The organism is Nocardia sp. NPDC006044 (assembly GCF_042871115.1).
Classification (GTDB): Bacteria; Actinomycetota; Actinomycetes; order Mycobacteriales; family Mycobacteriaceae; genus Nocardia.
Genome location: NZ_JBIAID010000005.1, coordinates 50,312 through 72,943, shown reverse-complemented (window position 1 = coordinate 72,943; position 22,632 = coordinate 50,312). Strand labels below are relative to the sequence as shown.

The 22,632-nt window shown below is 69.1% G+C and carries 19 protein-coding genes; 10 read left to right on the top strand and 9 right to left on the bottom strand.

Annotation, left to right across the window (positions count from 1 at the left end; all coding sequences use genetic code 11):
* Positions 1 to 7: 7 nt before the first annotated feature.
* Together ACFYO1_RS36735 and ACFYO1_RS36730 are read right to left on the bottom strand one after the other, a co-directional pair.
* Positions 8 to 421, bottom strand: a complete 414-nt coding sequence (locus ACFYO1_RS36735; protein ID WP_011207200.1) for a roadblock/LC7 domain-containing protein — start codon at positions 419 to 421, stop codon at positions 8 to 10.
* Positions 418 to 4,137 carry an ATP-binding protein gene (locus ACFYO1_RS36730; RefSeq protein ID WP_387241897.1) on the bottom strand — a complete coding sequence of 1,240 codons (3,720 nt, stop codon included), beginning with the start codon at positions 4,135 to 4,137 and terminating at the stop codon, positions 418 to 420. Before ACFYO1_RS36730 ends, ACFYO1_RS36735 begins: the two co-directional genes overlap by 4 nt.
* Before the next feature lie 316 nt (positions 4,138 to 4,453).
* Here ACFYO1_RS36730 and ACFYO1_RS36725 point away from each other — a divergent pair, with 316 nt between their 5' ends.
* The 5 genes from ACFYO1_RS36725 to ACFYO1_RS36705 all read left to right on the top strand — a co-directional run bounded on the left by ACFYO1_RS36725 (position 4,454) and on the right by ACFYO1_RS36705 (position 10,507).
* Entirely contained in the window at positions 4,454 to 6,442 is a 1,989-nt protein-coding gene (locus ACFYO1_RS36725; RefSeq protein WP_387241894.1) for an AMP-binding protein, read from the top strand.
* Between the two features lie 235 nt (positions 6,443 to 6,677).
* Positions 6,678 to 7,064 (top strand): hemophore-related protein, encoded by a 387-nt coding sequence (locus ACFYO1_RS36720; protein ID WP_387241891.1) that lies wholly within the window; start codon positions 6,678 to 6,680, stop codon positions 7,062 to 7,064.
* Between the two features lie 84 nt (positions 7,065 to 7,148).
* Complete coding sequence (locus ACFYO1_RS36715) at positions 7,149 to 7,859, top strand: response regulator transcription factor (RefSeq protein ID WP_387241888.1); 711 nt, start codon at positions 7,149 to 7,151, stop codon at positions 7,857 to 7,859.
* A complete protein-coding gene (locus ACFYO1_RS36710) occupies positions 7,856 to 9,229 on the top strand; it encodes a sensor histidine kinase (protein ID WP_387241885.1) in 1,374 nt (457 codons plus the stop codon). Before ACFYO1_RS36715 ends, ACFYO1_RS36710 begins: the two co-directional genes overlap by 4 nt.
* A 108-nt stretch (positions 9,230 to 9,337) precedes the next feature.
* On the top strand, positions 9,338 to 10,507 hold the full coding sequence (locus ACFYO1_RS36705; protein WP_387241882.1) for a hypothetical protein: 1,170 nt from the start codon (positions 9,338 to 9,340) through the stop codon (positions 10,505 to 10,507).
* Positions 10,508 to 10,703: 196 nt separating this feature from the next.
* Here ACFYO1_RS36705 and ACFYO1_RS36700 read toward each other — a convergent pair whose 3' ends face one another.
* The 4 genes from ACFYO1_RS36700 to pdxH all read right to left on the bottom strand — a co-directional run bounded on the left by ACFYO1_RS36700 (position 10,704) and on the right by pdxH (position 14,652).
* Positions 10,704 to 11,063, bottom strand: coding sequence for an FKBP-type peptidyl-prolyl cis-trans isomerase (locus ACFYO1_RS36700; RefSeq protein WP_378983939.1), 360 nt, complete (start codon positions 11,061 to 11,063; stop codon positions 10,704 to 10,706).
* Positions 11,064 to 11,108: 45 nt separating this feature from the next.
* Positions 11,109 to 12,419 (bottom strand): citrate synthase, encoded by a 1,311-nt coding sequence (locus ACFYO1_RS36695; RefSeq protein WP_387241879.1) that lies wholly within the window; start codon positions 12,417 to 12,419, stop codon positions 11,109 to 11,111.
* Positions 12,420 to 12,607: 188 nt separating this feature from the next.
* On the bottom strand, positions 12,608 to 13,903 hold the full coding sequence (locus ACFYO1_RS36690) for an MFS transporter (RefSeq protein ID WP_387243123.1): 1,296 nt from the start codon (positions 13,901 to 13,903) through the stop codon (positions 12,608 to 12,610).
* A gap of 20 nt (positions 13,904 to 13,923) precedes the next feature.
* Positions 13,924 to 14,652: a pyridoxamine 5'-phosphate oxidase gene (gene pdxH, locus ACFYO1_RS36685; protein WP_387241876.1), complete on the bottom strand. Its 729-nt coding sequence runs from the start codon at positions 14,650 to 14,652 to the stop codon at positions 13,924 to 13,926.
* A gap of 83 nt (positions 14,653 to 14,735) precedes the next feature.
* On the opposite strand from pdxH, the gene ACFYO1_RS36680 reads away from it, so the two are divergent.
* A complete protein-coding gene (locus tag ACFYO1_RS36680) occupies positions 14,736 to 15,884 on the top strand; it encodes a citrate synthase 2 (protein ID WP_387241873.1) in 1,149 nt (382 codons plus the stop codon).
* A gap of 114 nt (positions 15,885 to 15,998) precedes the next feature.
* Positions 15,999 to 16,859: a polysaccharide deacetylase family protein gene (locus ACFYO1_RS36675; RefSeq protein WP_387241870.1), complete on the top strand. Its 861-nt coding sequence runs from the start codon at positions 15,999 to 16,001 to the stop codon at positions 16,857 to 16,859.
* A 6-nt stretch (positions 16,860 to 16,865) separates the two neighbouring features.
* On the opposite strand, the gene ACFYO1_RS36670 is transcribed toward ACFYO1_RS36675, so the two are convergent.
* Positions 16,866 to 17,531 (bottom strand): hypothetical protein, encoded by a 666-nt coding sequence (locus ACFYO1_RS36670; RefSeq protein ID WP_387241867.1) that lies wholly within the window; start codon positions 17,529 to 17,531, stop codon positions 16,866 to 16,868.
* A 166-nt stretch (positions 17,532 to 17,697) separates the two neighbouring features.
* On the opposite strand from ACFYO1_RS36670, the gene serC reads away from it, so the two are divergent.
* The 3 genes from serC (at position 17,698) to ACFYO1_RS36655 (ending at position 21,473) form a co-directional block, all read left to right on the top strand.
* Entirely contained in the window at positions 17,698 to 18,822 is a 1,125-nt protein-coding gene (gene serC, locus ACFYO1_RS36665; RefSeq protein ID WP_387241864.1) for a phosphoserine transaminase, read from the top strand.
* Between the two features lie 494 nt (positions 18,823 to 19,316).
* Positions 19,317 to 20,390, top strand: a complete 1,074-nt coding sequence (gene sepH, locus ACFYO1_RS36660; RefSeq protein WP_387241861.1) for a septation protein SepH — start codon at positions 19,317 to 19,319, stop codon at positions 20,388 to 20,390.
* Positions 20,391 to 20,726: 336 nt separating this feature from the next.
* Positions 20,727 to 21,473 carry a DUF6928 family protein gene (locus ACFYO1_RS36655; RefSeq protein ID WP_387241858.1) on the top strand — a complete coding sequence of 249 codons (747 nt, stop codon included), beginning with the start codon at positions 20,727 to 20,729 and terminating at the stop codon, positions 21,471 to 21,473.
* On the opposite strand, the gene ACFYO1_RS36650 is transcribed toward ACFYO1_RS36655, so the two are convergent.
* Both ACFYO1_RS36650 and ACFYO1_RS36645 read right to left on the bottom strand, forming a co-directional pair.
* A complete protein-coding gene (locus ACFYO1_RS36650; protein WP_387241855.1) occupies positions 21,470 to 21,754 on the bottom strand; it encodes a DUF2537 domain-containing protein in 285 nt (94 codons plus the stop codon). The two genes, ACFYO1_RS36655 and ACFYO1_RS36650, sit on opposite strands and share 4 nt — an antisense overlap.
* Positions 21,751 to 22,551, bottom strand: a complete 801-nt coding sequence (locus ACFYO1_RS36645; RefSeq protein ID WP_387241852.1) for a TrmH family RNA methyltransferase — start codon at positions 22,549 to 22,551, stop codon at positions 21,751 to 21,753. Before ACFYO1_RS36645 ends, ACFYO1_RS36650 begins: the two co-directional genes overlap by 4 nt.
* Positions 22,552 to 22,632: the final 81 nt, after the last annotated feature.

Genomic DNA, 22,632 nt, shown 5'->3' with positions numbered 1-22,632 from the left:
CCCACCATCAGGAACCCATCGTGACGCGTGGCGTGGCCTGAACTGTCTGGCCAACCCGCTCGACCAACAACGCCATCTCGTAACCGACCTGACCGATGTCGCACGACGTGTTGGTCAGCACGGCAAGGTACGAGCCGTCGCCGACCGCCATGAGTAGCAGGTAGCCGTGCTCCATCTCGACGACGGACTGCAGCACGGTGCCGCCCTCGAACAGGTTCGAGACACCGACCGAGAGGCTGGCCAGTCCGGCGGTGACGGCCGAGAGCTGCTCGGCACGGTCGACGGGCAGCTGAGCGCTCGCGGCCATGAGTAGGCCGTCAGCCGAGACCAGGACGGCATGGGCTACGCCAGGAACCTCGTTGGCGAAGTTCGAAACCAGCCAATCCAGCTGACGATTCGTACCACCTAGATCGGGGTTCATCGGTCTCCTTTATCTCCGGTTAAGTTCATTGCTCTCATTGCGCGGCCGTCCCGGACGCCCTGCTGATGGCGGCTCAGGCTGGACCTGATCGTTTCTGGATCACGGCTCGGTGCTCGTTCCACCGCACCGTTGACGGCGCCCGGGACCAGCCTTCCGCCCGGATTGCGTTGCGGCAACCCAGCCGCCGTCCTCGTTTCGGATTGTGCCTCGCTGGCCGCTCGAGCCGCCTGCCATCCTTCATCACCGGGTGATTCGAAGGAGGCGGCCACGGTGGACCTGTCCATATTCGGGTCTGACAGCCACGCCGACATCATTTCCGCGAAAATCGGTGTCCCACCCATGACGGAATCGCCGGTCTCGACCGCGGGCTGAAGCCTGGTCTGGAAGAACGACGCCGTCCTGGTCGGGTTGGCGCGGTAACTGTGCCTGCCTGGATCGCCGCCTGCGGCCTCCGCATCCTTCGGCTGCTCGTCGACGCCGGGCAGCGTACCCCGCCCGCGCGGGGCCAGACCAAGGCCCGGCGCGGAATCCCGCTGGGGCAGAGCGTCACCCGGCTCGCGCTGCGGCAGGTTCGGCGGCACCTGGGTGCCCGGCTGCCGCTGCGGCAGGCCGGTCGGTGTCGTCTCCCGCTGCGGCAGGGCGGCGGCCGCGTGCCGCTGACCACCGGCGCTCGGATCACGCTGCGGCAGACTCGAATCGCGCTGCGGCAAACCGCCCGCACTCGGGTCCCGCTGCGGCAAGCCGCCGGCACTCGGATCACGTTGCGGCAAGCCGCTGGAGGCGGACTCCCGCTGCGGCAGACCACCGGAACTCGGATCACGCTGCGGCAGGCCCGAATCGCGTTGCGGCAGACCACCCACGGTCGGCTCGCGCTGCGGCAGACCACTCACGCTCGGATCACGTTGCGGCAGACCACCGGACGCGGACTCCCGCTGCGGCAGACCGTTCTCGCCACGCTGGCGCCTGGGCAGGCCACCCGCGGTGGGTTCGCGTTGCGGCAGACCACCCGCGGTCGGCTCGCGCTGCGGCAAGCCGCCCGCGCTCGGATCACGTTGCGGCAGACCACCGGACGCGGACTCCCGCTGCGGCAGGTCACCGGCGCTCGGATCACGCTGTGGCAAACCACCGGCATTCGGGTCGCGCTGCGGCAGGCCCTCCCGCTGCGGCAAGCCACTCGGCCCGGTCTGCCGCTGTGGCAGACCACTCGACGCGCTGTCCCGCTGCGGGAGTCCACCCGCGCTCGGGTCCCGCTGGGGCAGGCCACCGGGCGCGGAATCCCGCTGCGGGAGCCCGTTCTCGCCACGCTGACGCTGCGGCAGGCCGCTGGGCGGCTGCGCGAGACCACTGATGCTCGGCTGCGGTACGCCGTTGCTGCCCGGCTGACGCTTGGGCAGCTCACCCGAATTAGCGTCCCGCGGCGGCAGGCCCGTCACGGTCGGCTCGGCCGGGGCGCCCGGCTGCCGCGGCGGCGGACCGCCGGGGGCGAGGGTGCGCTTGGGTAGGTTCGCGGCAGCGAGCTTGCCGCGCTGCGGCCCACCGGACGGCTGGCCACCCGGTGCGGGGCGCAGCGTCGCACCCTGTTGAGCATTAGATTGCAGCCCGGACGCCATGGAGTTACCCGGCTGCCGCTGCGGCAGCCCACCGCCGGCCGGAATCGGCCCGCTGGGGTTGGCCTTAGTGATGGGCAGCGGTCCGCTGACGCCAGGATCGACGGTCACCATGACATTGCCGCCGGGGGTCCGGGTGATCGCCCGCATCTGCATCGACGACGGGGCGGCCGGCCGCGGCCGCTCGCCCGCCTGCGGCGACGGGGTGACCGGCTGCGCGGTGATCGGCTTGCCCGCGACGATGAGCGCGCCGGGGACGTGCACGGTCACCGTGACACCCGGATCGCGCGCGGTGTCGAAGGTCGGGCGCAGCCGCACGGTGAGACCGTGCCGCTCGGCCAGCCGGCCGACCACGAAAAGACCCATGTGCCGCGCGGTATCGGGGCCGGGCTCCGCGGTCTGTTCCAATCGCCGGTTGATATCGGCCATTTCGGACGGCGGCATACCGATACCCCGGTCGGCCACCTCGATGAGCATGCCCTGGTCGTGCGCCTGCGCGAAGGTGAACTTCACGTCGGTCTCCGGCGGGGAGGCGCGCAGCGCGTTGTCCAGCAGCTCGGCGAACAGGTGCGCCATGTCGGAGGCGGCGGGCTCGACCAGCGAACCACGCGGCGTGGCACCCAGTTTCACTCGCTCGTAGTCCTCGACCTCGGAGATCGCGGCCCGCAGCACATCGGCGATCTCGACCGGAGCCGACTTCGCGCGACGCTGCCTGGTGCCGGCGAGGATGAGCAGGTTGTCACCGTTACGACGCATGCGAGCGGCGAGATGATCGAGCCGGAACAGGTTCTCCAGCAGCCGCGGGTCCTTCTCGTCGTACTCCATCGCCTCGATCAGGCTGAGCTGATGGTCGACCAGCGACTTGGACCGCCGGGCCAGCGTCTCGAACATGTCGTTGACCTGTGAACGCATCTGCGCCTGGTCGCTCGCGAGGCGCAGCGCCTGGCCGTGGATGTCGTCGACCGCGCGGGCCAGCTGACCGATCTCCTCGGTGCTGCGCACCGGCATCGGTTCCAGCGGCACCTCTTCCGGCGAGGCGCCGTTGCGGAGCTGGGCCACCTCGTGCGGCAGGTCGCTCTCGGCAACCCGCAAGGCGGCCAGGCGAAGCCGGTGCAGCGGCACGATCATCGAGCGCGCCACGAACACGGCGAGCAACAGCGCCGCGAGGATGGTGGCGACGACGACCGCGGTGTAGGTCCACGCGTCCCGTTGCGCGGTGGACACCAGCGAGTTCATCGCGCTGTCGATGTCCTTGGTCGCCCGGCTCACCACGAGCTCGTAGACCGCGAGACTGTCGGTGAGTGACTTCTTCAGATCGCCGACCGGAATCTGACCGGCCTGCGACTGCGGGCTGTTCAACAGCGTCACGCGAGTGTCGATGCCCGCGCGCAGATCGGCGATCGAGGTGTCCCCGTCGGCGAACCGGTGCGACAGCACGCCGAGCAGCGAGCGCTCGGTGTTGGCCGCGGTGAGGAAGCCCGGCGTGCCTACCTTCGGGTCCTTCAACACTTCTGGGAACGCGGCGACCTCGCCGACCAGCGTCGCACGGGTGTTGAGCGAGTCGACCAGGCGCAGCTTGGCCGTGTCCACAGCGGTGTCACTGACCTGGCCGACCGTCGTCTCGACGATCCGCACGCTGTCGTTGCGTACCCGGTCGATCAGGCCGATGGCATCCGAGCTCGGCCCGGTGCTGACGTTCTTGCCTTGCTGCCGAACGGCTTTTGCCTGATTGAGCATGCTGTCCAGCGCCGAACGCGCGCCGGACACACCGCTGAGCTTGTCGGCGGCCTTCTCCGCGTTGGCAATCGCCTTGTCGAGATCGGCGAGGTTCTGGTCGGTCACCACCGAGACGTTCGGCGCGACCGCGATCATCTGCGAACCGACGGTCGTCGCCGTCTGCGCGCTCAGCGCCGTGACGGCCGGAATGGCCTGGACGTTCTCCGCGACGTCGGCGAGCCGACCCGAGTTGGTGAACTCCGATGAAATCCTGGACACGCCAAGGCCTACCGCGACGGCCAGCGGGACGGCGAGCACTGCCGTCACCTTCCAGCGCAGGTCCCAGTTGCCGAGCGCCCAGCGCCTTCTGCCGGACCTAGCGGCCTCACGCATCTCCCACTCACTTTCCAAACTGGCCCCAACCACGCGCCATCAGCGAACCTCCACACGCATACTGGCTCGACAGGCGGAGCTGGCCGAGAACTGCGGCTGGCCGAGAAATTGCGTCTACGACGGCCCAAATAAGTGACATCAGATTCTAACGGATCAATAACTTCTTGGGTGACTCCGAGTAAGCATGCAACCCTTGACCTGGCCGTTCCAGGCAAAACCAATGGTCACAACACCCACCCGGGCGTCGCGTGAAGTCTGCCACAATCAACCAGATCTATCGAGGCGGGCATCGAGGCGAGGCTAGGGAGTCACGGGTTTGAACGTGCGGCACGAGTACCGACCGGTCTATCAGACCAGCTTGGTCGACCCCGCCGAGTTCTGGGCCGGGGCGGCGGAAGCCATCGATTGGGTGGTGCCGCCGACCCAGATCATCGACCCGGCTGCTCGCCCGGTGGCCAGGTGGTTCACCGATGCTCGCCTCAACACCTCCTTCAATGCCCTCGACCGGCATGTGCACGGCGGCAGCGCGGCGGAGGGGGGCCTGGCGGATCAGCCCGCCTTAATATACGACTCCGCTATGACCGGCGCCAGAGGCGTTTTCACGTACGCGGAGCTGCTGGAAAAGGTTGCCGAGTTCGCCGGCGCGATGAGCAGGCTCGGGGTGGTCGCGGGCGATCGCGTCATCATCTATCTGCCGATGATCCCGGAAGCCGTGATCGCGATGCTGGCCTGCGCGCGCATCGGCGCGGTGCACTCGGTGGTGTTCGGCGGCTTCGCCGCGCCCGAGCTCGCCGCGCGCATCGACGACGCGGAACCGGTGTTGATCATCACAGCGTCGGGCGGCCTGGAACCGGGCAAACAGCTCGAATATCCGCCGATTGTGTTGCAGGCCTTGGATCTCGCCGCGACCACGGCGCCGCGCACGGTGATCGTGAAGCAGCGGCCGCAGTTCCCGACGATCCACTTCTCCGCGCCGCAGGCCGCGACCGAATCGCTGCCGGATTCCACCCAGACCGTCGCCGCCCAATGGCTCGATTGGGACGACGCTGTCCGAGACGCGCCACCGGCCGAGCCGGTCCCGGTCGCCGCGACCGATCCGCTCTACATCCTCTACACCTCGGGCACCACCGGGAAACCCAAGGGCGTGGTGCGGGACAACGGCGGACACGCGGTTGCCCTCGCCTGGTCCATGCGCAACATCTACGACATCGGCCCGGGCCAGGTGATGTGGACCGCCTCCGACGTCGGCTGGGTGGTCGGGCATTCCTACATCGTCTACGCGCCGCTGCTGGTCGGCGCGACCACGCTGCTCTACGAGGGCAAGCCGATCGGCACGCCGGACGCGGGCGCCTACTGGCGGGTGGTGGCCGAACACAACGTTCGCGTGCTGTTCACCGCGCCGACCGCGCTGCGCGCCATCCGCAAGGCCGATCCGGAAGCCGAACTGGCCCACCGCCACGATCTCTCGTCCCTGCGCGCCCTGTTCTGCGCGGGCGAGCGACTAGATCCCGCGACCTACGCCTGGGCCGACGAGGTGCTGCTCGCCGATCGCACCGACTGCCCGGTCGTGGACCACTGGTGGCAGACCGAGACCGGCTGGCCGATCTGCGCGAATCCGCTCGGCCTGCAACAACTTCCGATCAAGGCGGGCTCGGCCTCGGTGCCGGTGCCCGGTTATCGGCTGCGGGTGCTCGATTCCGAGGGCAACCCGGTGGCGCCGAATGTGGAGGGCAACATCGTGATCGGGCTGCCGCTGCCGCCCGGCACGCTCACCGGTCTGTGGAACGACGACGAGCGCTACAAGCGTTCGTATCTGACCGCTTACCCCGGCCACTACCTCACCGGCGACTCCGGCTACTTCGACGAGGACGGCTACCTGTACGTGCTCGGCCGCAGCGATGACGTGATCAACATGGCCGGGCACCGGCTGTCGGCGGGCAGCATCGAGGCGGCCATCGCCGGGCACCCCGCGGTCGCCGAGTGCGCGGTGATCGGGCTGCCCGACGAGCTCAAGGGCCATCGGCCGCTGGCGTATGTGGTGCTCAAGTCGGGTGTCGAGGTCGATCCCGCGCAGCTGCGCGACGAGCTGATCGAACGGGTACGCGCGCAGATCGGCGCGATCGCCACGCTGCACGACGCGGTCATCGTGACCTCGCTGCCGAAGACCAGGTCGGGCAAGATCCTGCGCAAGACCATCCGGCAGATCACCGCGGGTGAGCCGTACGAGGTGCCCTCCACCATCGAGGATCCGACGGTGCTCGAGGCATTGGAAGAACAGATCCGTTCCGCCTCGCCGAGCATCTAGGCCGGACTCGGGTGCCACGAATGTCGCGTCGGCGACCTGCGGTAGAGCGCGCGCAGGTCGGCCCGTACTCGGCCAGTTACCCCACGTTCCGACGAAATCAGTTGTCCTGGTGATTATTCCAGCGAACAGTGACATCGCTCAGAGATTCCTTAAGGAACGTTCAACAAGGTGCCAGTGCGGCGGCCTAGCGTCGAGGGCGCTGGTAAACCACCCCTCGACGAACTGGAGTCACACCATGAAGCGTTCCGTTGGCCGTCCCGCAGTCGCCGCCCTCGCCGCGGGCGGGCTGGCCACCGTCGCCGTGTTCCTCAGCCCGGCGATCGCCTCCGCCGACCCGATGGAGCTGGCCGGCCCGCTGCTGAACTCGGACTGTTCGTTCGCGCAGGTCGACGCCGCGCTGCACGACAAGGCTCCGCAGCTGGCCAAGATGCTCGACGCGAACCCGAACCAGAAGGCCGAGTTGCAGCGCAAGTTCGACCAGCCGGTCGAGCAGCGCCGCGCGGAATTGCAGCGGGCGATCGACGCGAACCCGGACGCCGTGCAGCAGGCCCAGAACGACCCGCGCTACGCCCAGCTGCGCGGGACCATCCAGGCCGTCGCCGACTCCTGCCACAGTTACTGACGGCCGTCCCTTCACGGATGATCACCGGTCGGCCCGGCGCGACACGCGAGTCCAGCCTGAAGTCGCGCGGCGACGGGGAGCAGAATGACTGAGGTGACACCAACGACCCCGACCGTCCTCGTCGTCGATGACGACGAGGACGTGCTCGCGTCGGTCGAGCGCGGCCTGCGGCTTTCCGGTTTCCACGTGCTGGTGGCCAGGGACGGCGCGCAGGCGCTGCGCAGCGTGAACGAGCACGCGCCGGACGCGATCGTGCTCGATATGAACATGCCGGTGCTCGACGGCGCGGGCGTGGTGACCGCATTGCGCGCGCTGGGCAACGAGGTGCCGATCTGCGTGCTCAGCGCGCGGGCCTCGGTGGACGATCGGATCTCCGGGCTGGAATCGGGGGCCGACGACTATCTGGTCAAGCCGTTCGTGCTGGCCGAGCTCGTCGCGCGGATCAAGGCGCTGCTGCGCAGGCGGACCGACACCCAGCCGCCGGCCACGCCGGGCGCGATCACCGTCGGAGCGCTGGAGGTCGATGTCGCCGGCTATCGCGCGCTGTTGAACGGCGCCGAAATCGAGCTGACCAAGCGGGAATTCGAGCTGCTGTCCACGCTGGCGCGCAATGTCGGCGTGGTGCTGAGCCGGGAGCGGCTGCTGGAACTGGTGTGGGGCTACGACTTCGCGGCCGACACCAATGTGGTCGACGTGTTCGTCGGGTATCTGCGGCGCAAGCTGGAGGTGGAGGGCGCGCCGCGGTTGCTGCACACGATCCGCGGGGTCGGGTTCGTGCTGCGGGCGCCCAAATGACGCAGGTCGCCGCGTCGAAAACCCGTCGGCGCCGGGCCTTTTCGCTACGCACCAGGGTCGCGGGCGCGGCGGCCGCCGGCGCGGTCATCGTCGTCGCGGTGATCAGCGTGATCAGTATTCACGCGATCGAGCGCAACAACATGCGCCAATCCGATCAGCAGCTGGCGATCGCCGCGCGCCTGGTGCTGATCGAACCGGTCGTCGTGGTCCGGGTCATCGGCTTCGTGCCCGGGCTGAACAACGACATCGCGGTGACCGTTCGGGTGGACGGCGATGTCATCGCGAGTACGCCGACCCAATTGCCCGATCTGGCACCGGGTTCGCGCACGGTGCCGGTCGGCGGCACGCCGTACCGGATCCTGTCCACGACCGAGAATCAGCCCGCGGGCCGGGTGGTGTCGATGGGCATCCCGACCGCGTCGGCGGCCGCCGCGACCGCCGAGCAGCGACGCTGGGTGCTCGGCGGCGCCCTGTTCGCCATCGCAGCCTCCGCCGCGCTGGGCTGGCTGCTGGCCGGGCGTGCGGTGCGCCCGATCGTCCGGCTGACCCGTCAGGTCGACGCGCGCAGCGGCCTGCCCGATCCGCAGAACCCACCGACACCGGTGGACGGCTCGGGCGTGCGCGAGGCGGAAAAGCTTGCCGACGCGGTGAATACGATGTTGCAGCGGGTGGACCAGGCCCAGTCGGAAACCGCCGCCGCGCTGGAGACCGCGCGCGATTTCGCGGCCGTGTCCGCGCACGAGCTGCGCACACCGCTCACCGCCATGCGCACCGATCTGGAGGTCCTGCGCACCCTCGACCTGGACGAGGCGCAACGCGCGGAGATCCTCGCCGATCTGCAACGCAGCCAGGGGCGGGTGGAGACGACCCTCGCGGCGTTGGAGCGGCTCGCGACCGGTGACCTCACCAACGAACGCGACCACGTCGCCACCGATGTCGGCGACCTGTGCGACCAGGCCGCGCACGATGCCATGCGGCATTTCCCCGGGTTGAAGGTGCGCATCGACAGCGACACCGAGCTGGTGACTCTGGGCCTGCCCGCGGGCCTGCGCCTCGCGGTGGACAACGCGCTGGCCAACTCGGTCAAGCACGGCCGCGCCACCGAGGCGCTGGTCTCCGCGCACCGAGCGCCGAACGGGCACATAGTGATCAGCATCGATGACAACGGCCGCGGCATCCCACCGGACGAACGGCAGGCAGTCTTCGACCGCTTCTTCCGCGGCAGCCAAGCAAGCAAGGGCGGCTCCGGACTGGGCCTCGCCTTGGTCGCCCAACAGGCCCAATTACACGGCGGCCGAGCCTATTTCGACGACGGCACACTGGGCGGCATCCGCTTGGTGCTCGACCTCCCAGACCCCACCACCCCCTGACATCGGCGGAGAATCTGTGCGCGGCGGGCGAGAACGTGCGCGGGGCCTTAGCGAACTCTCATAGAAACGCCAGTGCTGAGGCCATGTGGGGGTTCTAGGGTCAGCGGGGTGACCGGAAAAAGTGCCCGCTTGGCCCTGCTCGTTGTTGCTCTGGTCGGTGCCGGCGCGCTCGGTGCGGGAATCACCGCGTGCAGCCGATCGGACAGTGGCCCCACCGGCATCGCCCTGGTCAATGCCGACGCCGGGCCGACGGGCGCGCGGGTCGTCAAGGCGTTGCAGGACGCGGGCGGTTACGAATGGACCACGGCCAAACCGGGCGAGGCGAGCACCGACGACTACGCCGCGGTGATCACCCTGCCCGCCGACCTCACCGAATCCATGGGCTCTCTGGCCGGTGCGGAACCTCGTCGTGCCAAGGTCACCGTGGCCACGCACAAGGGTGCGGACAGCGGCCTGGTGAACGGCGCGGTCTCCGAGGTCACCCATCGGGTCGGCGCGGCGGGTGTCGACGCGGCGCTGTCCGCGGTCGGGCAGGCGCGCAGCCAGATGACGCAGGCGCAGTTCACTGCCCAGTTGCTGAAGGCCGGGGTGAACGCGGCCGCCTCGGGCGCCGAGCAGTTCAGCTCGGGCGCCGACCAGCTGCTCGGCTTCCTGAATTTCGCGAAAGAGGGCTCCGCACAGCTGACTTCGGCGATCGCGCTGCTGAACTCGACCGTTGACGGCGCGGCCAAGCAGGCGAATCAGCTTGCCGTCGCACTGGATTCGACCGGCATCACGATCGCGCAGGTGGAGCAGACGGCGAACACGGTGAGTACCGGACTCGACCAGATCCTGCCGCCGCTGCGCGCGCTGCCGTTCGCCGGCGATCCGGCGCTGGCCGACATCATCAAGAAGCTCGAAGCGCTGCAAGGCATTTCAGGTCAGGCCGGTGCACAGCTCACCGGCCTCGGCTCCCTGGTCGGCGGCGCGGTCGACCCGAGCACCGACCTCGGCACCCTGCTGCACACCGTGGTCGACCGGATGACCAGTGCCAGTGCGCAATTGAACGAGGGCGCGAAGCTGGCCGAGGACCTGCCCCGGCTGGCCGACGAGGGCGGCGCCCAACTGGTCAGCGCCATCAGCCAGCTCACCGGCGGCGTCACCCAGTTGCAGACCATCGTCGGCAACCTGAGCACCCAGACCGACAAGGCCGTCCAATCCCTCCCCCAGCGCAGCACCGCCCAGCAGTCCGCCCTCGCCCTCGCGCTGACCGACCCAGTCGAAATCGTGCGTCAATAAACGACAATGGTCCGCGTTCCCGAGAAGAAGGAACACGGACCACCGACCCAACCACTACGGAGCGAGTCTTACGAGCGACCGTTCGTGGCCCGTCTCGTGTCCCAGCTGTCGAAGCGCATGCGCCGCAGGCGCGAGTCTCGACAGCTGGGACACGAGACATCCGCGGGCCGCGAACACGCCGCGGCCACGCGGCAAATTAACTAGCGTCGAGCAGGTCGATCACGAAGACCAGGGTCTTGCCCGCGAGGGCGTGACCGGCGCCGGCCGGGCCGTAGGCGAGGGCCGGGGGGATGGTGAGCTGGCGGCGGCCGCCGACCTTCATGCCGGGGATGCCGTCCTGCCAGCCCTGGATCAGGCCGCGCAGCGGGAAGTTGATGGATTCGCCGCGGTTCCACGAGGAGTCGAATTCCTCGCCGGTGTCGAATTCCACGCCGACGTAATGCACCTCGACGTTGCCGCCGGGCACGGCTTCCTTGCCTTCGCCCTCGATGATGTCCTTGATCACCAGCTCGGCAGGCGCGGGGCCGCCCTGGAACTCGATCTCCGGCTTGGTCATTCGGCTTATCCCCTTCGATAGGTGATGGTGGGTGAAACGGTGGAGCTAACGATTGGTGATCTCGCGGTAGTCGCGCGCGCCGTAGCCGGTGTAGATCTGCCGCGGGCGGCCGATCTTCAGTGGCTCGCTGTGCATTTCGCGCCAGTGCGCGATCCAGCCCGGCAGCCGGCCCATGGCGAACAGCACGGTGAACATGCGGGTCGGGAAGCCCATGGCCTTGTAGATGACGCCGGTGTAGAAGTCGACGTTCGGGTACAGGCGACGCTCGACGAAGTACTCGTCGGTCAGCGCGGCCTCCTCCAGCGACTGGGCGATGTCGAACAGCTCGTCGTTGCCCAGCTTCTGCAGGATCGCGTCGGCGTGCTTCTTGGCGATCGCGGCACGCGGGTCGTAGTTGCGGTAGACGCGGTGCCCGAAGCCCATGAGCTTCACGCCGTCTTCCTTGTTCTTGACCTTGCGGATGAATTCCTTGACGTCGCCGCCGTCGGACTTGATCCCGTCGAGCATCTCCAGCACGGCCTGGTTCGCGCCGCCGTGCAGCGGGCCCCACAGGGCGTTGATGCCGCCGGACACCGAGGTGAACAGGTTGGCGTCGGAGGAGCCGACCAGCCGCACGGTCGAGGTGGAGCAGTTCTGCTCGTGGTCGGCGTGCAGGATCAGCAGCATGTCCAGCGCGGCGGCGACCTCGGGGTCGACCTCGTACGGCTCGGCCGGGAACCCGAAGGTCATCCGCAGGAAGTTCTCCACCAGGCTCAGCGAGTTGTCCGGGTAGAGGAACGGCTGGCCGACCGACTTCTTGTACGAGTAGGCGGCGATCGTCGGCAGCTTGGCGAGTAGTCGGATGGTGGACAGCTCGACCTGTTCGGGGTCGCGCGGGTCCAGCGAATCCTGGTAGTACGCCGAGAGCGCGTTCACCGCGGAGGACAGCACCGGCATCGGGTGCGCGTTGCGCGGGAAGCCGTCGAAGAACCGCTTCAGGTCCTCGTGCAGCAGGGTGTGCCTGCGGATCCGGTCGGTGAAGTCGTCCAGCTGGGCCTGCGTGGGCAGCTCGCCGTAGATCAGCAGGTAGCTGACCTCGATGAAGGTCGAGGTCCCGGCCAGCTGGTCGATCGGGTAACCGCGGTAGCGCAGGATGCCTGCCTCACCGTCGATGTAGGTGATCGCCGACTTGGTCGGGGCGGTGTTCATGAAGCCCGGGTCGTAGGTCACGTAACCCGTGCTGGCCAGGAGCTTTCCCAGCTCGATTCCGTCGTTGCCCTCAGCGGCCTTGGTGACCGTCATCGGGAACTCCCCGCCGGGGTAGGTAAGCACCGGCTTGGCGTCTTCGTCGACGTTGATGATGTTCTCAGCGGGCACGGAAGGATCCCTCTCAGGCTAGAACCGTAGGCACCGTCGCGGTCGGCGCACGATGCACTTGTCTCAACGCTAGACGTTCACCGACGCGGACAACCAGGAGGGTAGTCCTGCGCGACCTCACATTCATCTCAAGGCCACGTGAGGTGGTTGCCGCTCACCGAACTGAGGTTGCCAGATATTCGCAGGGCTCATGGTGCCACTATTTCCGCATGTGCGCGGCCTACTCGGTATCGGAGGAATGCCGGGAATGCCACGGCGGCGATCACCACGCCGATCACCACCAGCCCGCCGCCACCGGCCGCGGCCACAGCGGTACCCAGACTGGCCGCCGCAAAACCGTGGGCAACATCACCGATTCGCGGCCCACCTGCGACAATGACGATGAATACGCCTTGCAGCCTGCCGCGCATCTCATCGGTCGCGACCTGCTGCAACATGGTTACCCGCAGTGCGGCCGAGACCATGTCCACCGCGCCGCCGAAGGCCGAGCAGATCAGCGCGAGCCACAGCCCGAGGCCCAGCCCCAGCCCGTGTCCGGTGAATCCGACGGCGACCCCGAAGCCGATCATGGCCACGCCCCACAGCGCGATGCAGATCAGCACGGCCAGCCCCTGGCGGCGAATCCGCGGTATCCAGCCGGAGAACACCCCGCCGAGCACCGCGCCCGCCGACATGGACGCGAACAGCAGGCCGAGCGCGACCCCGCCGGTGGTCGGATCGCCGAACGTCTCGTGTGCGATCTGCGGGAACAGCGCGCGTGGCATGCCGAACACCATGGCGATCACGTCCACCGCGAACGACGCGAGCAGGATCCGCTGCGTCGCCAGATACGCGAAACCGTCCAGCACCGTACGGAATCCGGCCTTGCGCGCGGTCCCGGTCGGCGGCAGCGCGGGCAGCCGCCACACCGCCCACACCGTGGCGAGCAACGCGATCGAGTCGATCAGATAGAGAGTGGGCAGCCCGACCACCGGAATCAGCGCGCCCGCGAGCACCGGCCCGGCGATGGCGCCGAACTGCATCACCGTCATGCTCAGCGAATTGGCCGCGGCCAGTTGGTCTTCCGGCAGCAAGCGCGGGATGGTCGCGCTGCGCGTCGGCTGGTTCACCGCGAAGCAGGCCTGCTGCACCGAGAACAGGCCGAGCACCACCCACACGTTGTCGATGCCGGACACCGCCTGCGCCCAGAACGCCACCGCGGTGAGGCCGGTGCCGGCATTGGTGATGAGCATCAGCTTGCGCCGGTCCATCACGTCCGCGAGCGCGCCGCCCCACAGCCCGAACACGATCAGCGGCACCAGGCCGAAAAGCCCGGCCAGGCCGACATATCCGGAGCTGCCGGTGATCTGGAAGATCTGCTGCGGCACCGCGACGATGGACAGCTGCGCGCCGATGATGGTGACCACACCCGAGGTCCACAGGCGCCGATAGTCCGGATTTCGCAGCGGTGTCGTGTCGGCCAGCAGTCTCACCGGCGGCAGCATAGCGAGTGCCGGGGACAAGGTCAGGGTTGTAGTCGCTCTACCTGCATCGCCCCGTCCGCGATGAGCACCCGGATCCGGTTGTGCAGCCTGCCCCGCCGGCCCTGCCAGAACTCCACCTCGTCCGGGCGGAGCAGGAACCCGCCCCAGTGCGGCGGCACCGGGATCTCGTCGACGTCCTCGAACCGCGCGATGGTCTCGGCCATGGTGCGGTCCAGCTCGGCGCGCGAGCCGATCGGCTTGGACTGCCGCGACGCCCAGGCGCCCAGCTGCGAGTCGCGCGGGCGGGAGCGCCAGTAGACCGCGGTCGTCTCGGCGCCGACCCGCTCGATCGCCCCGCGCACATGCACCTGCCTGCCGAGCGCGGGCCAGACGAAGGTGGCCGCGGCGAACGGGACCGCCGCCAGCTGGCTGCCCTTGGCCGAGTCGTAGTTCGTGTAAAAAGTCACACCCTCGGGCGAGAGGCCTTTACACAGCACCGTCCGGGCGACCGGCCGGGGCGTGCCGTCGGCGAGCGAAACGGTGGCCAGCACCATGGCATTCGGCTCGGCGACACCGACCGCGGTCGCCTGCTCGATCCAGTGGCGTAACAACGGCTCCCAGCCGCCGGCCAACCAGGTTTCGTCCAGATCGACGTCTTCGCCGCTGCCGAACGGGGCGCCGCCGTACTCGGCGCGCATGCCCGCGAGATCGGTGCTCGGCGCGAAATCGGCCGTCTCCTGGCCGCCGGGTGAATTGTCCAGGTCACGCATGGGCCAGACGTTACTCCGGGGTAGCAAGGATCTAAGGTGTTGGTGATCGGCATGTGCTCGAAATTGCAAGGAGAAGTCACAACATGACTACCAGCCCCGCGGTGCCTACCGGCCAGACCGCCGTACCCAGCGATTTCGTCAGCGGCCTGGAGGGTGTGGTGGCCTTCACCACCGATATCGCCGAGCCGGACAAGGACGGCGGCGCGCTGCGCTACCGCGGCGTCGATATCGAGCAGCTGGTCGAGGGCCAGGTGACCTTCGGTGACGTCTGGGCGCTGCTGGTCGACGGCGAATTCGGTCGTGGCCTGCCGCCCGCCGAGCCGTTCCCGCTGCCGGTGCACACCGGCGACGTCCGCGTCGACGTGCAGGCCGGCCTGGCCATGCTCGCCCCGATCTGGGGTTACCAGCCGCTACTCGACATCGACGACGAGACCGCGCGGGACAACCTGGCCCGCGCCTCGGTGATGGCGCTGTCCTATGTGGCGCAATCCGCGCGCGGCATCTACCAGCCCGCGGTGCCGCAGAAGAAGATCGACGAGTGCACCACGGTCACCGAGCGGTTCATGACCCGCTGGAAGGGTGACCCGGACCCGAAGCACACCGAGGCCATCGACGCGTACTGGGTCTCCGCCGCCGAGCACGGCATGAACGCCTCCACCTTCACCGCGCGCGTGATCGCCTCCACCGGCGCCGACGTCGCGGCCTCGCTGTCCGGCGCGATCGGCGCGATGTCCGGCCCGCTGCACGGTGGCGCTCCGGCCCGCGTGCTGCCGATGATCGAAGAGGTCGAAAAGACCGGCGACGCACGGGCGCTGGTCAAGGGCATCCTGGATCGCAAGGAGAAGCTGATGGGCTTCGGGCACCGGGTGTACCGGGCCGAGGACCCGCGTGCCCGCGTGCTGCGTGCCACCGCCAAGCGGCTGGCCGCCCCGCGCTACGAGGTGGCCGCCGCGCTGGAGCAGGCCGCGCTGGCCGAGCTGCGCGAGCGTCGCCCGGACCGGGCGATCGAGACCAACGTGGAGTTCTGGGCCGCGGTGATCCTGGACTTCGCCGAGGTGCCCGCGCACATGATGCCCGCCATGTTCACCTGTGGCCGCACCGCGGGCTGGTGTGCGCACATCCTCGAGCAGAAGCAGCTCGGCAAGCTGGTGCGCCCGGCGGCCATCTACACCGGACCCGCCCCGCGCGGCCCGGAAGAGGTCGCGGGCTGGGCGGCCATCTCGCACGCCTAGCGATAGATAGAAGGTATGACCGCGAGCCGAATGTCCTGCACCACTTGGACGTTCGGCTCGCGTAGCATCCGGGGCTGACTTCGGAAAGAGGGCTTACGGATGATGGAAAAAGGCATGTCTCGCCGGCGGATGTTCGGCGTCGGCGCCGCGCTGGCCGCTGGGTTGGCCACCACCGGATGTGGCACGGCGCAGAGCGAAACGCCCGCACAGCCCAGCTCGACCGGCCGCGCCCCGGTCGCGGGCAATTCCACCGTGGTCGCCAAGAACGCGCCGCCACCGCCGGACAACTCCCCCGCCGCGGTCGTCGCCCGGCACGCGGGTGCGCACCCTCAGCAGTGGGGCGTGGCCATGCCGGGAATCCTCAGCACGTTCGCGGCCACCGGCAAGCAGATGGCGCTGACCTTCGACGCGTGCGGCGGGGCGGGCAACAACGACATCGACGAATCGCTGGTGAACTTCCTGATCGCTCAGCAGATTCCGGCGACGCTGTTCCTGAACAAGCGCTGGATCGACGCGAACCAGCAGCGGGCCGCGCAGCTGGCCATGAACCCGCTGTTCGAGCTGGCCAATCACGGTGTGGCGCACAAGCCGCTGTCGGTGAACGGGCAGGCGGCCTACGGGATCGCGGGCACCGGTTCGGCGCAGGAGGTCGCGGACGAGGTCTGGGCCAACCACGAGCGACTGACCGGGCTGGTCGGCCGGCCGCCGCGGTTCTTCCGCGCGGGCACCGCGCACTACGATGACGTCGCGGTCGCCATCGTGAACGAATTGGGGGAAACCCCGGTGGGTTTCAGCATCAACGCCGATTACGGCGCGACCGCGAGCGCGGCCAAGGTGCAGGGCGCGATGAATGCCGCCGCGCCGGGCGCGATCTCGCTCGCGCACATGCATCGCCCGCAGTCCGGAACCGGCGCGGGGATGATCGCGGTGCTGCCGACGATCCGCGACATGGGTTTCACCTTCGTGCACCTGTGACCGCGTTCAGTCCTCCCCCAGCGAGGCCGCCCAGTCGACCGCGACGGATTCGCCGTGGTCGACGGTGAAGAAGGCGACCTCCAGGTGCTGGCCGAGATCGACGAGGCCGATCGCGGACAACGGCACCGGTTGCACGAGGCGGACCAGCCACGGGGTGGGCTCGTCCCAGGCGCGCAGCTCGAGATCGAGGCGGAGCACCGGGTCGTCGCGGCCGGAGTAGTCCGCGGCGACCGGCGTCGCGGCCAGCACGGTGGCGTCGGCGCGGCGGCCGTCGGCGAGGATCTTCGAGCTGCTGGCCCGGCCGGTCTCCGCGAAATCCGGCACATACAGCACCAATCGCTCCCGGTCGCCCGGGTCGACGCGGCAGCACACCACGTCGCCGGGTTGCATCCACTCCAGGTTCGCCGCCGACACGCGCTGGCGAATCCTGGTCTCGTAGGGCGGAATTCCGTCGACCAGCACGCGGACCCAGAACACGTGCCCGGGCGCCGCGGGTTCGCCGGCCGCCGCCTTCGAACTCGCCCGCACGCCGAGGATGGTCGCCGAACCCTGCGCGCCGCGCATCAGCAACTCCCGGCGCGCGCCATCGGAGATCGCGGCGACGCGCAGCCCGAAGGATCGTGGTCGTCGTCCGAGCAATCGCCACCCCGAGTTCGCCGGCGCCATGTTCATGGGCGCAAAGGTTAGCTGGAGTGTGGTCCGCGACACAGCAATTCCACTGCAACCCGAGCGGACCGGGACAATTCCGGCGCGGCGCGCGTACTCGGCGTCCGTGGCCTCGAGCACAGGTGCCGACCCGCACGAACCGGGCAGGTCCGACACGCTTTACCCTGTTCGCATGACCACTGCGCTCCCGACGATTCCCGCCGACCTCAAGCCCGCCGACGGTCGATTCGGCTGTGGCCCCTCCAAGGTGCGCCCGGAGCAGTTGCAGTCCCTGGTGACCGTCGGCGCCTCGGTGTTCGGCACCAGTCATCGGCAGAAGCCGGTGAAAGATGTGGTCGCGCGGGTGCGCTCGGGCCTACGCGAACTGTTCGGCCTGCCCGACGGTTACGAGGTCGTGCTCGGCAACGGTGGCACCACCGCGTTCTGGGACGCCGCCGCGTTCGGCCTGATCCGGGAGCGTTCGCTGCATCTCACCAACGGTGAGTTCAGCTCGAAGTTCGCCAGTGTGGCCAAGGGCAACCCGTTCATCGGCGACCCGATCGTGGTCTCGGCCGAGCCCGGCAGCGCGCCGGAGCCGGTGTCGGATCCGTCGGCCGATCTGATCGGCTGGGCGCACAACGAAACCTCCACCGGCGTCTCGATTCCGGTGCAGCGCCCGGCGGGCTCGGAGAACGCGCTGATCGCCATCGACGCCACCTCCGGCGCGGGCGGCCTGCCGGTGAACATCACCGACGCCGACGTCTACTACTTCGCCCCGCAGAAGTGCTTCGCCGCCGACGGCGGCCTGTGGGTCGCGCTGATGAGCCCCGCCGCGCTGGCCCGAGTCGAGGAGATCAAGGGCTCGGGCCGGTGGACGCCGGAGTTCCTGTCGCTGCCGATCGCGATCGACAACAGCACCAAGGACCAGACCTACAACACTCCCGCCCTGGCCACCCTGCTCCTGTTCGCCGACCAGATCGAGTGGCTCAACGGCAACGGCGGCCTGGACTGGGCGGTCAAGCGGACCCTCGATTCGTCCTCGCGCCTGTACAACTGGGCCGAATCCAGCGATTTCGCCACCCCGTACGTCAAGGACCCGGCCCACCGCTCGCAGGTCGTCGGCACCATCGACTTCGCCGACTCCGTCGACGCCGCCGCCGTCGCGAAGATCCTGCGCGCCAACGGAATCGTCGACACCGAGCCATACCGCAAACTCGGCCGCAACCAACTGCGCGTCGGCATGTTCCCCGCAATCGACCCGGAGGACGTCAGCCAGCTCACCCGCAGCATCGACTGGGTCGTGCAAAACCTGGGCTGATCACCCCCACACGACACATCCGCACGGCCCAGCCGGCTCGCTCGCGACATTGGCTGGGCCGCGCAAAGTCTGAGCTGACCACTCCCACCACATGACATCCGCGCGAGTGAGTCAGCTCACCCGCGACATCGACTGGGCCGTGCAAACCCGGGGGCTGATCACCCCCATCACACGACACATCTACGTGCCGCACCTACACACATACGCAAGCACGACGCGCGAGGAAATCGAGCGCCGTTCGTGGCCCGTCTCGCGTCCGAGCGCTCGAAGCGCATGCGCCGCAGGCGCGAGTCTCGAGCGCTCGGACGCGAGACACCCGGGGGCCACGAACACGCCGCGGCCACGCGGCAAAAAACACAGCAGAGCAGATTAGCGGGGTGTGAGAGTGTTTTTGGAGATTTCCGCCCCGCGTGTCTCGCCCCACGGATCCCAGAAGTGCACTACTGTTTCGGAAAGGTGGCGGTGTCGCGGGTCGACGCGGTAAGGAGGTAACGGTGCGTGAACTTCGAGTGATCGGGGTGACGCCCGACTCCACGCACATCGTGTGTATCGACACCGAGTCCGGCGCGAAGTACCGGCTTCCCGCCGACGACAAGCTACGAGCCGCAGCGCGCGGAGACCTTGCCCGATTCGGCCAGATCGAGATCGAAATGGAAGCAACTATGCGTCCTCGCGATATCCAGGCTCGTATCCGTGCCGGCGCCTCCGTCGACCAGGTCACCGAAGAATCCGGCATGCCGGCCAGCCGCGTCGAGCGGTTCGCCTATCCGGTGCTGCTGGAACGAGCCCGCGCGGCCGAACTGGCGCAGAAGGCGCACCCCGTCCGCCCTGACGGTCCCGCCGTAGAAACCCTCATCGATGTCGTCACCGCCGCCTTCACCGAGCGTGGCCACAACATCGAGGGCGCCGAATGGGACGCCTGGAAGGACGAGAAGGGCTTCTGGGTCGCCCAATTGCAGTGGCAGAACGGGCGTTCGGAGATCGCCGCGCACTGGCGTTACCAGCCGGACGCGCACGGCGGCTCGGTCTCCCCGCTCGACGATCCCGCCTCCGACCTGATCGATCCCGACTTCGGCCGCGCGCTACGCGGTCTCGCGACGATCCTGCCCGCCGAGCCCGAGGCCGCCGCACCCGCGCCGCAGCCCGAGCCCGCGGTCGAACCGCGCCCGACGCCCGCCGCGCCGCCCGCCCGCCCCGCGGCCCGTCAGCAGAGCCAGCCCACCTTGGACGAGTACTACGAGCAGCGGGCCGTCGCCGCCGGTGGCTCGAACACGCCCGCTATCACCGCCGGTGCGAGCGCGACCCCTGCTGCCGCGACGACCTCGACGCCCGCCGCGGCCAACCCGGCCCCCGCACCGAGCGCGCCCGCGCCGGCGACTCCGAGCGCACCGGCGGAGCCCACCGCCCCGGCCGCGCCCGCCGCATCGGCCAAGCCCGCCGCCGAGGAACCGGCCAAGCCCGCCGCCAACGGCAAAGCGCCCGCTAAGTCCGCGCGCACCAAGCGCGGCAAGGCGCCCATGCCGTCCTGGGAGGATGTGCTGCTCGGGGTGCGCAGCTCCGGGCACTGAGTGTGCTTGGCGCCACCCACATTTCGACCGCCCGGCCACATTGAGGTGCTGCCGCTCCAGCCGGTCCGGAGCACCCGAACACTCCGCCCGGGGAGTTAGCCAGCGGTATCGCAGCGGTGCGGGCATCGAATTCGCCGACTGATTTTCTGGTACGCATTGGCGTGTTCAGGGGCCGAAGGGCCGCCCAGCGGGGTCCCGGGCGGGTAGATTTTTCGGTGTGTGGTCGACTGCGCGCGACGGTTCGGGCATTCACGAGAACGATGAATTGTCCGACACCCCAGTGCGTTGCTCGAAGTTCGCGGAGCTGATTCGTGCAACCATCGGGAGGTGCCGGAAATGCTATCGAAAGCTTCGACGCTCTGGTACGTCGACGCACCCGACCCGTTGACGGTCCTGCGCGCCAACCATGATCCGGATCCGGATGCCGCACTGGCGCTGGCGAAACAGTTGCACAGTGACCGGGACGTGCTCCCGATCATGGTCGGCACCCTGGCCGGCTGTGCCGGCCCCGACCTCGACGAGGTCTACATCGGTTGCTACCCGGGCGTGACCGTGGTGTGTTCGGCGCAGGCCGCGCGGGTGCACCCGACCGAGATCCCCGAGTTGCTGGTCCGGCCGCTGGCCTCCGAGCACACCTTCCTGGTGTCGTTCGACGCCGCGCACGGCTGGGGCGCGTTCGCGCATTGGGAGCGCGGCGAATTCCGCCGGGCGTTCAGTTCCAGCCGGGTGAACATCCTGGAGGACGAGGGCCTGCCGCTGGTGTGGGAGCGGCCGTACTGGGCCGGCGAGCATCCGGTGCGCTGGCAGGCCGGCGAACTGCCGGACCCGCAGACCCTGCCGTTCGACCCGCCCGATTTCGCCGACGCCGCCAACAACGAGTGGCTCGGCTTCCACTACCGCTCCCCCGCCGCCGAGGGCGCGCTGGTCCCCGGTGATGTGGCGGTGTGCGGTTTCACGCTGTATCCGAAAGGCCAAGCGCCCGACCCGGCCACGCTCGTCCCGCCGCAGCACGAGCCGGACCTCGGCGCGCGCCCCAAGCGCGGCCTGTTCGGCTGGCTGCGCGGCCACGATCGGGTCTCCTAGCCCGCGATCCCGCTGATCAGCAACGCCACCCAGCCGAGCAGCACACCCACCACCGCGCCGCCGACCACCCACCTGGTCACCGGCGTCCACCGCCAGCGCCAGGCGGTCGGCGCGGCCCCGCCGGCCGCGACCAGGTTCACCGCGACCGCGAGCAGCGGATGCACCTCGGCGAGCGCGCGGCCGAAGGAGTACACCGCCACCGCGGCGAGCAACCCGACCATGATCGAGACGGTGATCCCGGCGCCCCAGGGCGTCGGGCCATGATGCGGCGGGTAACTCACGTCCGGACCCGCTCGTAGAAGGCCATCGCGGCCGCGGTGGCCACGTTGAGCGAATCGGTGCCCGGTGACATCGGAATTCGCGCCCGCACATCGGTGGCTCGCATCGCGTCCTCGCTCAACCCTGGACCTTCGGCGCCGAGCAGCAAGGCCACCCGGTCTCCGGTCATTGCCGCGGCCAGCGTCACCGCGGCCGGGTTCGGAGTTAACGCGATGATCTGGAACCCTTTGCGCCGCAGTATATCCAGACCCTGCGGCCAATCGGGGACGGAAGCGAAGGGCACGCGCAGCACGTGACCCATGGACACCCGCACCGCGCGCCGGTAGAGCGGGTCGGCGCAGCGATCGCCGAACAGGATGGCCTCCGCGCCGAGCCCGGCCGCGTTGCGGAACATCGAGCCGAGATTCTCGTGATCGTTGACGCCCTCCAGCACGGCCACCGTGCGCGCCGAGTCCAGGACCTCGTCCAGGGTGAGCGGCGCGGGCCGCCGCGCGACCGCGAGCACCCCGCGGTTGAGGTGGAAGCCGACTACCTCCGCCATCACCTCGGCGGAGGCGCGGTAGTAGGGCACATCGATGTCGACCAGGTCGGCGGCCAGCTCTGCGCGCCGCTTGTCCACCCCGAGCAACGCGGTCGGCGCGAAGCGGGAATCCAGCATCCGCTGCACGACCACCACGCCCTCGGCGATCACCAGGCCCTTGCGGCCCGGCAGGTCGGGCCGGCGATCGGCGGACTTGAGGTCGCGGAAGTCATCGACCCGCGGATCGGCGGGGTCGACGATATCGATCACTTCGGCCACGGATACATCCTGCCTGGGCCAGGCGCGCGCCGCCGCCTCCGGTGCAGCCGAGTCGCCCGGCGCTAATTCGAATGCGGCGTC

What these genes read in the sequence shown, in the direction of transcription:
- ACFYO1_RS36735 (WP_011207200.1), bottom strand. Translation starts at nt 421, where the DNA reads ATGAACCCCGATCTAGGTGGTACGAATCGTCAGCTGGATTGGCTGGTT.
- ACFYO1_RS36730 (WP_387241897.1), bottom strand. Translation starts at nt 4,137, where the DNA reads ATGCGTGAGGCCGCTAGGTCCGGCAGAAGGCGCTGGGCGCTCGGCAAC.
- ACFYO1_RS36720 (WP_387241891.1), top strand. Translation starts at nt 6,678, where the DNA reads ATGAAGCGTTCCGTTGGCCGTCCCGCAGTCGCCGCCCTCGCCGCGGGC.
- ACFYO1_RS36715 (WP_387241888.1), top strand. Translation starts at nt 7,149, where the DNA reads ATGACTGAGGTGACACCAACGACCCCGACCGTCCTCGTCGTCGATGAC.
- ACFYO1_RS36710 (WP_387241885.1), top strand. Translation starts at nt 7,856, where the DNA reads ATGACGCAGGTCGCCGCGTCGAAAACCCGTCGGCGCCGGGCCTTTTCG.
- ACFYO1_RS36700 (WP_378983939.1), bottom strand. Translation starts at nt 11,063, where the DNA reads ATGACCAAGCCGGAGATCGAGTTCCAGGGCGGCCCCGCGCCTGCCGAG.
- ACFYO1_RS36690 (WP_387243123.1), bottom strand. Translation starts at nt 13,903, where the DNA reads ATGCTGCCGCCGGTGAGACTGCTGGCCGACACGACACCGCTGCGAAAT.
- pdxH (WP_387241876.1), bottom strand. Translation starts at nt 14,652, where the DNA reads ATGCGTGACCTGGACAATTCACCCGGCGGCCAGGAGACGGCCGATTTC.
- ACFYO1_RS36680 (WP_387241873.1), top strand. Translation starts at nt 14,736, where the DNA reads ATGACTACCAGCCCCGCGGTGCCTACCGGCCAGACCGCCGTACCCAGC.
- ACFYO1_RS36675 (WP_387241870.1), top strand. Translation starts at nt 15,999, where the DNA reads ATGTCTCGCCGGCGGATGTTCGGCGTCGGCGCCGCGCTGGCCGCTGGG.
- ACFYO1_RS36670 (WP_387241867.1), bottom strand. Translation starts at nt 17,531, where the DNA reads ATGAACATGGCGCCGGCGAACTCGGGGTGGCGATTGCTCGGACGACGA.
- serC (WP_387241864.1), top strand. Translation starts at nt 17,698, where the DNA reads ATGACCACTGCGCTCCCGACGATTCCCGCCGACCTCAAGCCCGCCGAC.
- ACFYO1_RS36655 (WP_387241858.1), top strand. Translation starts at nt 20,727, where the DNA reads ATGCTATCGAAAGCTTCGACGCTCTGGTACGTCGACGCACCCGACCCG.